The organism is Deltaproteobacteria bacterium RBG_16_64_85 (assembly GCA_001798885.1).
In the GTDB taxonomy this organism is placed as follows: Bacteria; Desulfobacterota; Deferrimicrobia; order Deferrimicrobiales; family Deferrimicrobiaceae; genus FEB-35.
This window is the reverse complement of record MGQW01000017.1, coordinates 484-7,980: the sequence shown is the minus strand read 5'-3', so window position 1 is coordinate 7,980 and position 7,497 is coordinate 484. Positions and strand designations below refer to the sequence as shown.

Genomic DNA, 7,497 nt, shown 5'->3' with positions numbered 1-7,497 from the left:
TCCTAAGGTAGCGAAATTCCTTGTCGGGTAAGTTCCGACCTGCACGAATGGCGTAACGATCGCGGCACTGTCTCAACGAGGGGCTCGGCGAATCTGTGATACCGGTGAAGACGCCGGTTACCCGCATCTAGACGGAAAGACCCCGTGCACCTTCACTGCAACTTGGCATTGGATTTTGGAACAGTCTGTGTAGGATAGGTGGGAGGCTTGGAAACCGGGGCGCTAGCTCCGGTGGAGCCAACAGTGAAATACCACCCTTATTGTTCCGGAATTCTAACCTGGGCCCGTGATCCGGGTCGGGGACATTGCCTGGTGGGAGTTTGACTGGGGCGGTCGCCTCCCAAAGAGTAACGGAGGCGCACGAAGGTTCCCTCAGGCTGATTGGAAACCAGCCTTCGAGTGTAATGGCATAAGGGAGCTTGACTGCGAGACAGACAAGTCGAGCAGGTGCGAAAGCAGGTCATAGTGATCCGGTGGTTCCGCATGGAAGGGCCATCGCTCAACGGATAAAAGGTACGCCGGGGATAACAGGCTTATCTCCCCCAAGAGTTCACATCGACGGGGAGGTTTGGCACCTCGATGTCGGCTCATCGCATCCTGGGGCTGAAGTAGGTCCCAAGGGTTTGGCTGTTCGCCAATTAAAGCGGTACGTGAGCTGGGTTTAAAACGTCGCAAGACAGTTTGGTCCCTATCTGATGTGGGCGTTGGATACTTGAAGGGAGCTGTCCCTAGTACGAGAGGACCGGGATGGACGCACCGCTAGTGTACCAGTTGTCCTGCCAAGGGCACCGCTGGGTAGCTATGTGCGGAAGGGATAACCGCTGAAAGCATCTAAGTGGGAAACCCGCCCTGAGATGAGGTATCCCGGGGATTCAATCCCCCTAAAGGGCCCTCGTAGACTACGAGGTTGATAGGCCGGATGTGTAAGCGCAGCGATGCGTTTAGCTGACCGGTACTAATTGCCCGTGAGGCTTGACCACTACTCAACGGATGAAAGAATCCGGACGGCTTCCATATCGGTCGGTTGGCGCGCGGAACGAAGCGCGCTTCGGTCTTTGCCTTTCGGTGGCGATGGCGGAGAGGAACCACCCGTTCCCATCCCGAACACGGAAGTTAAGCTCTCCAGCGCCGATGGTACTGCGGGGCTGCCCCCGTGGGAGAGTAGGTCGCCGCCGAATTTTTCTGTACGAGCCCTTGCCCCGAGAGGAGCAGGGGCTTTATGTATTTTCGTGCGCTCAAAGGGGGGGCAAGGACGACATGAGTTCCATTCTTCATATTACTTGGGGGTGACAGGAGTCCTGCTTTTCCGTGCTCGTTCCACCTCCGATGCGATATGTAAACCGCGCAATGTAGTTTTATATTCGGAAAGAATATAAATCATATTGCGTACCCTCGCCTCCCACATTGTCCATTTAGGAAACACGCCATTCCGGGTATAGACATCGTTGGGAAATCTTCTTGCCGCGAGGATGTATCCCTTGTTTTTCATGTAGGAAACGTATTCCTGGCATCCGAGGTAGTTCTCAACGATCAAGACCTTCGGGCGGTACCTTTCCATGCTGATACCGTCCAGCACCTGGAGTTCCCATCCCTCGACATCGACGGACAAGATGTCGATGGAATCGATGTCTTGATAATGTTGTGCAAGCAAGGTGTCTATCTTTCTCAGTTTTACTTTAATCTTTTCGGTCTTCATTCCACCAAATGCCAGGAGATCCACGTTCTTGTATTCCTCGAGTATCCGGAGCGCCGAATAGGACTCAAATGTGATCCGATCCCCTTCCGTCTGGCTGTACGCCAACTCGAATTCCACGTCATCCTCGTCGTGATCCCCGCAGGCGTATTGAAGCATCTCATGTCCCCGCTCCCTGTGCAGGGAACAAAAGTATGGGTTGGGTTCTACGGAAATCACCCTCCATCCGGATTTGCGAAAGTGCAGGCTGATCGACAAGAACTCAGGACCTGCCGCTCCTATCTCGATGAAGGTCCCCTTGGTTTGTAGAGGAAAGAACACCTCTCTTACAAACTGGTCAATCCGTGCCTCTCCGTAATAAACGGCCATATATTCACGATCTCCGTGTGTTCAGTAATTTCCCGATGGTATACTAGCACCGGACCTGCGCGGAATTATCTCTTTTTATCCCGATTCAAGAGGCTCACATGTCCGGCCACAATAAATGGAGCTCGATCAAGCACAAGAAGGGAAAAGCCGACGCCCAGCGCGGAAAGGCGTTCACCAAAATCACCCGTGAGCTCATTACCGCGGGGAGGATCGGCGGGGGCGATCCATCGGGGAATGCGCGACTGAAAGCCGCCATCCAGGCCGCGCGCGCGGTCAACATGCCCAACGACAACATCCAGCGGGCGATCAAGAAAGGGACGGGGGAGCTGGAAGGCGTCTCCTACGAGGAATATCTGTACGAGGGGTACGGCCCCAACGGTGTGGCCGTTCTCGTCAAGGTTCTGACCGACAACAAGAACCGCACGGTCGCCGACGTCCGGCACATCTTCACGAAGCACAACGGCAGCCTCGGAGAGACCGGCTGCGTCAACTGGATGTTCAACAAGAAGGGCTCCATCGCCGTTCCCAAGGAAGCCATCGGCGAGGAAGAGCTGATCGAGAACGCGATCGAGCTCGGGGCCGACGATGTCGCCAACGCTCCGGAGTCCCACGAATACGAGGTCCAGTGCGAGCCGGAGGTCTTCGAGGAGGTCAAGAGGGGGCTGCAGGAAAAGGGGATCAAGATCGGCACCGCCGAAGTGGCGATGGTCTCCCAGAGCACCGTCCACCTGGAAGGCAAGGCAGCGGAACAGATGCTCCGTCTCATGAACGCGCTCGAGGAGTCCGACGACATCCAGAACGTCTGGGCCAACTTCGATATCTCCGACGAGGCGATGGAGGCGTTCGGAGGATGATCGTGCCGGGTTATGAACCGGGCGTGGCCGGCTTCGCCGCCTCGGAGGTTGCCTTCGCTTGATGACCGGTCGATGACCCCCACGCGGCGCCGGATCCTGGGGATCGACCCCGGCTCCCGGCGGACGGGATACGGCATCATCGACGTCCGCGGAAACAGGATCTCGCCCGTCGCCTGGGGCGTCATTCCCACCGACGCATCCGGCTCGTTCCCCGACCGGCTCCACAGGATCCACGAGAAGCTGACCGAGATCATCCTCCTGCACAAGCCCACCGAGGCTGCCGTGGAGAACGTCTTCCTCGCCAAGAACGCTGCGTCCGCCCTGAAGCTGGGTCAGGCCCGCGGAGCGGCGATCGTCACCTGCCGCGCCCATGGAATCCCCGTCCACGAATATAGCGCGAAGGAAATCAAGATGGCCGCCACCGGCTACGGAGCGGCGCCGAAGGAGCAGGTCGGAGGGATGGTGTGCCGGCTGCTGGGCATCCGCGATGAGATCCCCCCGGACGCATCCGACGCGCTGGCGATGGCCTTCTGCCGTGCGGTAACGCGGGACATCGTCCGTTAGCAGCCCTACCACGAAACGCGCGATGAAGACGCATCTTCCTCCTCGGGCAAGGCGCCCGGAGATCGTGCTATGATTCGGAATCATGATGGATCATTTGCGAGGCCGCCTGGCGGGGGGCGGGAAGGATTTCGTCGTGGTGGAATGCGCGGGGTTGGGGTTCCGCGTGTATGTGTCCGCCTCCACCCGTAACGAACTTCCCCCCGAAGGGGAAATCTGCTTCCTCCGGACGCACCTCCACTTCAGGGAAGGCGGCGCAGACCTGTACGGTTTCTATTCGGAGGCCGAGCGCGAGATTTTCCTCGCGACGATCGGGGTGAGCGGCGTAGGACCGAAATCCGCGATCTCCGTGCTCTCCGTACTTGGTGTTTCGGGAGTGCTCGCGGCGTGCGCGCGGGAGGATGCCGTTGCCTTCACGCGCGTGCCGGGTATCGGGAAGAAGCTGGCGCAGCGTATCGCCCTTGAACTGCCGGACCGACTCCGGAAGGTCGCGGTCGAACTTTCGCCTGCGGCCATCGGAGAGGGGGATGTACCGCCGTCGGCGCCCGAGGCCGAGGCTGCACAGGCCCTGATCGCGCTCGGATTCTCCCGCGGGGAGGCGCAGATCGCCGTTTCCCGTTCCCGGAAGGAGATCGGAGGAAATCCCCCCGCGGAAGCGCTGGTCCGCGAGGCGCTCAAGCAGCTTTCCGCCCCGCGTCGCGTGTAGGAGCCGGTCGTGGCGGACAGGAAAGAAAGAAACGAAGGGAGTTCGGTGGAAAGACGCATCGCAGACCCGAAAGTCGGCACCGACGAGACGAACCTGGAAGTTTCGTTGCGCCCGAGGCTCTTCTCGGATTTCATCGGCCAGCGGCAGATCGTGTCCAACCTCCGGACCTTCATCGATGCGGCGAAAAACCGGGGAGAACCGCTCGACCACGTGCTCCTTTCGGGTCCGCCGGGCCTGGGGAAGACGACGCTCGCACACATCATCGCGAACGAAATGGGAGTAGGGATCCGGACGACCTCCGGGCCGGCCATTGAGCGCAAGGGGGACATCGCCGCCATCCTGACCGCGCTGGAGCCGGGCGATGTGCTGTTCATCGACGAGATCCACCGCTTGGGCCGCGTGGTAGAGGAGCTGCTGTACTCCGCGATGGAGGATTTTGCGCTGGACATCATCCTCGGGCAGGGGCCGTCCGCGAAGTCCATCCGTCTCTCCCTCCCGCGCTTTACCCTGGTGGGGGCGACGACGCGCACGGGGCTGCTGACCTCTCCGCTTCGCGACCGGTTCGGCGTCGCCTTCCGCCTGGAGTTCTACCGGCCCGAAGACCTGGAAGAGGTGATCCGGCGGTCGGCTAGGACAATGTCCATCCCCATCGACGGCGAGGGGGCAAGGGAGATCGCGCGCCGGTCGCGGGGAACCCCCCGGGTAGCCAATCGGCTTTTACGGCGGGTGCGGGACTTCGCCCAGGTGGAAGGGGACGGGCGGATTCACCGGAAGATCGCCGACCACGCTCTCCTGCAAATGGAGGTGGACAAGGAAGGGCTGGACGTGATGGACCGGAAGATCCTCCGCGTCATCCTCGAAAAATTCCAGGGCGGCCCCGTCGGGGTGGAGACGATCTCCGCCTCGATCAGCGAGGAGCGGGACACGATCGAGGATGTGTACGAGCCGTTCCTGCTCCAGCAGGGGTTTCTGAAGCGGACCCCGCGCGGCCGGGTAGCTACCCCGGCGGCCTATAAGCATCTTGGCATCGCGGCCCCGAAGACCGCCGTACAGGACGCGCTGTTCGGGGAGTAGCAAGAGGACCCGAGGGCGATGGTTCCGATCGGTAAATTCCTGATCGTTGTTGGATTGGTCGTTGTCGGGGCGGGCCTCCTGCTCCTGCTCTCCGACAAGATCCCATGGCTGGGGAGGCTGCCGGGCGACATCACCATCAAGCGGGATAATATTACTTTTTTCTTCCCTCTTGCCACCTGCATCCTCATCAGCGTGATCGTTTCGCTGATCTTGTGGTTCTTCCGGAGATAGAAAGGCCCCCCGATCCTGTCGTCCCACGTCCACACAAGATGTTGCATTATTGCCACACCTGGGTTGAAGCCTGGGGGATGGACGTTGCATCCAGTGGATTCTATTGAATTATTATTTTATTTACCTTGGTATGGGGATTGCTTCTTACTCAGGGGAATCAGCCGGAGGTCCCCTATGAGGATTTACCAGCGGACGATTTCCACGTGGGTTCAGTTTTCCGGGATAGGCCTGCACACAGGGATGCCGTCGTTCGCGCGGATCCTCCCGGCGGCGCCCGACACCGGCATTATGTTCCGGCGCACGGATAATGGCGCTGAGATCCAGGCCTCCGTGGAAAACGTGGTCGAGACGGCGTACGCGACCGTACTGGCCTCCGGGGGCGCGAGAATCTCCACCGTTGAACATTTCCTTGCGGCCCTCTACGGGATGGAGATCGACAACGCCGTCGTCGAGGTCGACGGCCCCGAACTGCCGATCCTGGACGGGAGTGCCCGGCAGGTGGCCGAGGCGATCGATTTCGTCGGGACGGTGGAGTCGCCTGTCCGCCGGCGTTTCCTTTGGGTCTCCACGAATGAAAAACTTCAACGGAACGGCTCGATGGTGGCCCTTGCCCCATCCGAGAATTTCGAGGTCCTGGTGACGGTCGATTTCCCCGGAACCCTCATCGGGAAACAATGGCTGAAATTCACCTTGACGCCGGAAAATTTCCTGAAGGAGATCGCCCCCGCCCGGACCTTCGTCCTGCGGGAGCAGATCGACGCTCTCTGGAAGGCCGGCCTGGCCAAGGGCGGTTCTTTGGAAAACGCCATCGTTGTGGAGGGCGACAAGGTCCTCAACGCGGATGGCCTGCGATTCCAGAACGAGTTCGCGCGGCACAAACTTCTTGATTTCATTGGAGACCTTGCGCTCGTCAGCCGTCCGGTGCGGGGGTTCTTCCTCGCGGTTCGGCCGGGCCACACCGTGAACCGGTGCCTGACGGAACACCTCTCCGGCCTTGCGGCCCCCCGCAGCAGGGAACCCGCAGTCATCGCCGAGGAACCGGTCGCGATTTCGATAACGGCCTAGTCCTTAAGCCCGTATCCCACTGTTGCAGATTTGCCTCAGCCGGCTATAATGTCCGGGGAGGCCTTCTTGCGCCGGATTGCCGTTCCTTTCATCCTGCTCATCGTTCATCTTGCCGTAAATGTTTCCGCCGCCTCCCCCAAGCCGGAGATTGTCGGCATCCATGGACAGGTCCGTGGCAGGGAGGCTCGCGTCCTCTTCGCCATGCAAAACGCTTTTACCCCCGAGATGGTGGAAGCGCTCAAGAGCGGGATCGAGATCTCCTTCAAGACGGTCGTGCGCGTGGAGAGAGTCTACAAGGGATGGTTCAACGTCTCGATGGGGGAATTGCAGTTTTCACGATCGGTCCGGTACGACGCCCTCTCCCGGGTGTACCGGCTCAACCGGGGAGGGGGGGAGGAGCTTCTGCCCGACGTCCACTCCGCGCTCGCCGGGATGACGCAATATGAGATCGTCGTGCCGCTTACCCTCGATACGGAACCGGGGAAGACGTACCGCGCCCACGTCCGGTCGCGGCTGGACAAGGTCGGCCTTTCGGAACCGCTGAAATCCATCTTCTTCTTCTCCTCGCTCTGGGACGTAGAGACCGAGTGGGCGAGAGGATACCTCACGGCGTCATGAATCCCGACGTGCAGCCACCGGCCGAAACGGCACAGGAAAGGGAACGCGCGAAACGGCGCCGGGAACGGCTGGCGATCGGGATCGTGGCGATCCTGATCGCGGGACTGACCTTCTTCGAAGCCAACCTCGCCACCCTGGCCGGCTCGGTCGCCATCACCAGCAACATCATCATCTTCGCGCTGATCAACATCAACGTCGTTCTGATCGTCCTTCTCATCTTCCTGGTCACCCGCAATATCTTCAAGATCATTCTCGACCGGAAGCGGAACATCCTGGGGGCGAAGATCCGCTCCCGCCTCGTGCTCATCTTCATCGGTTTTTCCCTG

General features: G+C 60.1%; 8 protein-coding genes, 2 rRNA genes and 1 pseudogene (1 of these 11 only partly in view). 10 read left to right on the top strand and 1 reads right to left on the bottom strand.

Annotated features, from left to right (window positions below; translation table 11 throughout):
• Together A2Z13_02525 and rrf are read left to right on the top strand one after the other, a co-directional pair.
• Nucleotides 1-980: ribosomal RNA gene (locus A2Z13_02525) — 23S ribosomal RNA — on the top strand; the annotation flags it as partial.
• Between the two features lie 81 nt (nucleotides 981-1,061).
• A 5S ribosomal RNA gene (gene rrf, locus A2Z13_02520) occupies nucleotides 1,062-1,178 on the top strand.
• Between the two features lie 98 nt (nucleotides 1,179-1,276).
• On the opposite strand, the gene A2Z13_02515 is transcribed toward rrf, so the two are convergent.
• Nucleotides 1,277-2,062 (bottom strand): hypothetical protein, encoded by a 786-nt coding sequence (locus tag A2Z13_02515; GenBank protein ID OGP80556.1) that lies wholly within the window; start codon nucleotides 2,060-2,062, stop codon nucleotides 1,277-1,279.
• A 98-nt stretch (nucleotides 2,063-2,160) separates the two neighbouring features.
• Between A2Z13_02515 and A2Z13_02510 the strand changes: the two genes are divergently transcribed.
• From A2Z13_02510 to A2Z13_02475, 8 genes and pseudogenes are all read left to right on the top strand, one after another.
• Nucleotides 2,161-2,916 (top strand): transcriptional regulator, encoded by a 756-nt coding sequence (locus A2Z13_02510; protein ID OGP80555.1) that lies wholly within the window; start codon nucleotides 2,161-2,163, stop codon nucleotides 2,914-2,916.
• 72 nt (nucleotides 2,917-2,988) lie between these two features.
• Nucleotides 2,989-3,480: a crossover junction endodeoxyribonuclease RuvC gene (locus tag A2Z13_02505; GenBank protein OGP80554.1), complete on the top strand. Its 492-nt coding sequence runs from the start codon at nucleotides 2,989-2,991 to the stop codon at nucleotides 3,478-3,480.
• 82 nt (nucleotides 3,481-3,562) lie between these two features.
• Nucleotides 3,563-4,183, top strand: coding sequence for a Holliday junction DNA helicase RuvA (locus A2Z13_02500; protein OGP80553.1), 621 nt, complete (start codon nucleotides 3,563-3,565; stop codon nucleotides 4,181-4,183).
• A gap of 45 nt (nucleotides 4,184-4,228) precedes the next feature.
• Entirely contained in the window at nucleotides 4,229-5,257 is a 1,029-nt protein-coding gene (locus A2Z13_02495) for a Holliday junction DNA helicase RuvB (GenBank protein ID OGP80557.1), read from the top strand.
• A gap of 18 nt (nucleotides 5,258-5,275) precedes the next feature.
• On the top strand, nucleotides 5,276-5,488 hold the full coding sequence (locus A2Z13_02490) for a hypothetical protein (GenBank protein ID OGP80552.1): 213 nt from the start codon (nucleotides 5,276-5,278) through the stop codon (nucleotides 5,486-5,488).
• A gap of 174 nt (nucleotides 5,489-5,662) precedes the next feature.
• Entirely contained in the window at nucleotides 5,663-6,553 is an 891-nt protein-coding gene (locus A2Z13_02485; protein OGP80551.1) for a UDP-3-O-[3-hydroxymyristoyl] N-acetylglucosamine deacetylase, read from the top strand.
• Between the two features lie 48 nt (nucleotides 6,554-6,601).
• Nucleotides 6,602-7,171, top strand: coding sequence for a hypothetical protein (locus A2Z13_02480; protein OGP80550.1), 570 nt, complete (start codon nucleotides 6,602-6,604; stop codon nucleotides 7,169-7,171).
• Nucleotides 7,168-7,497, top strand: a pseudogene (locus A2Z13_02475) (hypothetical protein) (it continues 483 nt past the right edge of the window). The gene A2Z13_02480 and the pseudogene A2Z13_02475 overlap by 4 nt, the downstream one beginning before the upstream one ends.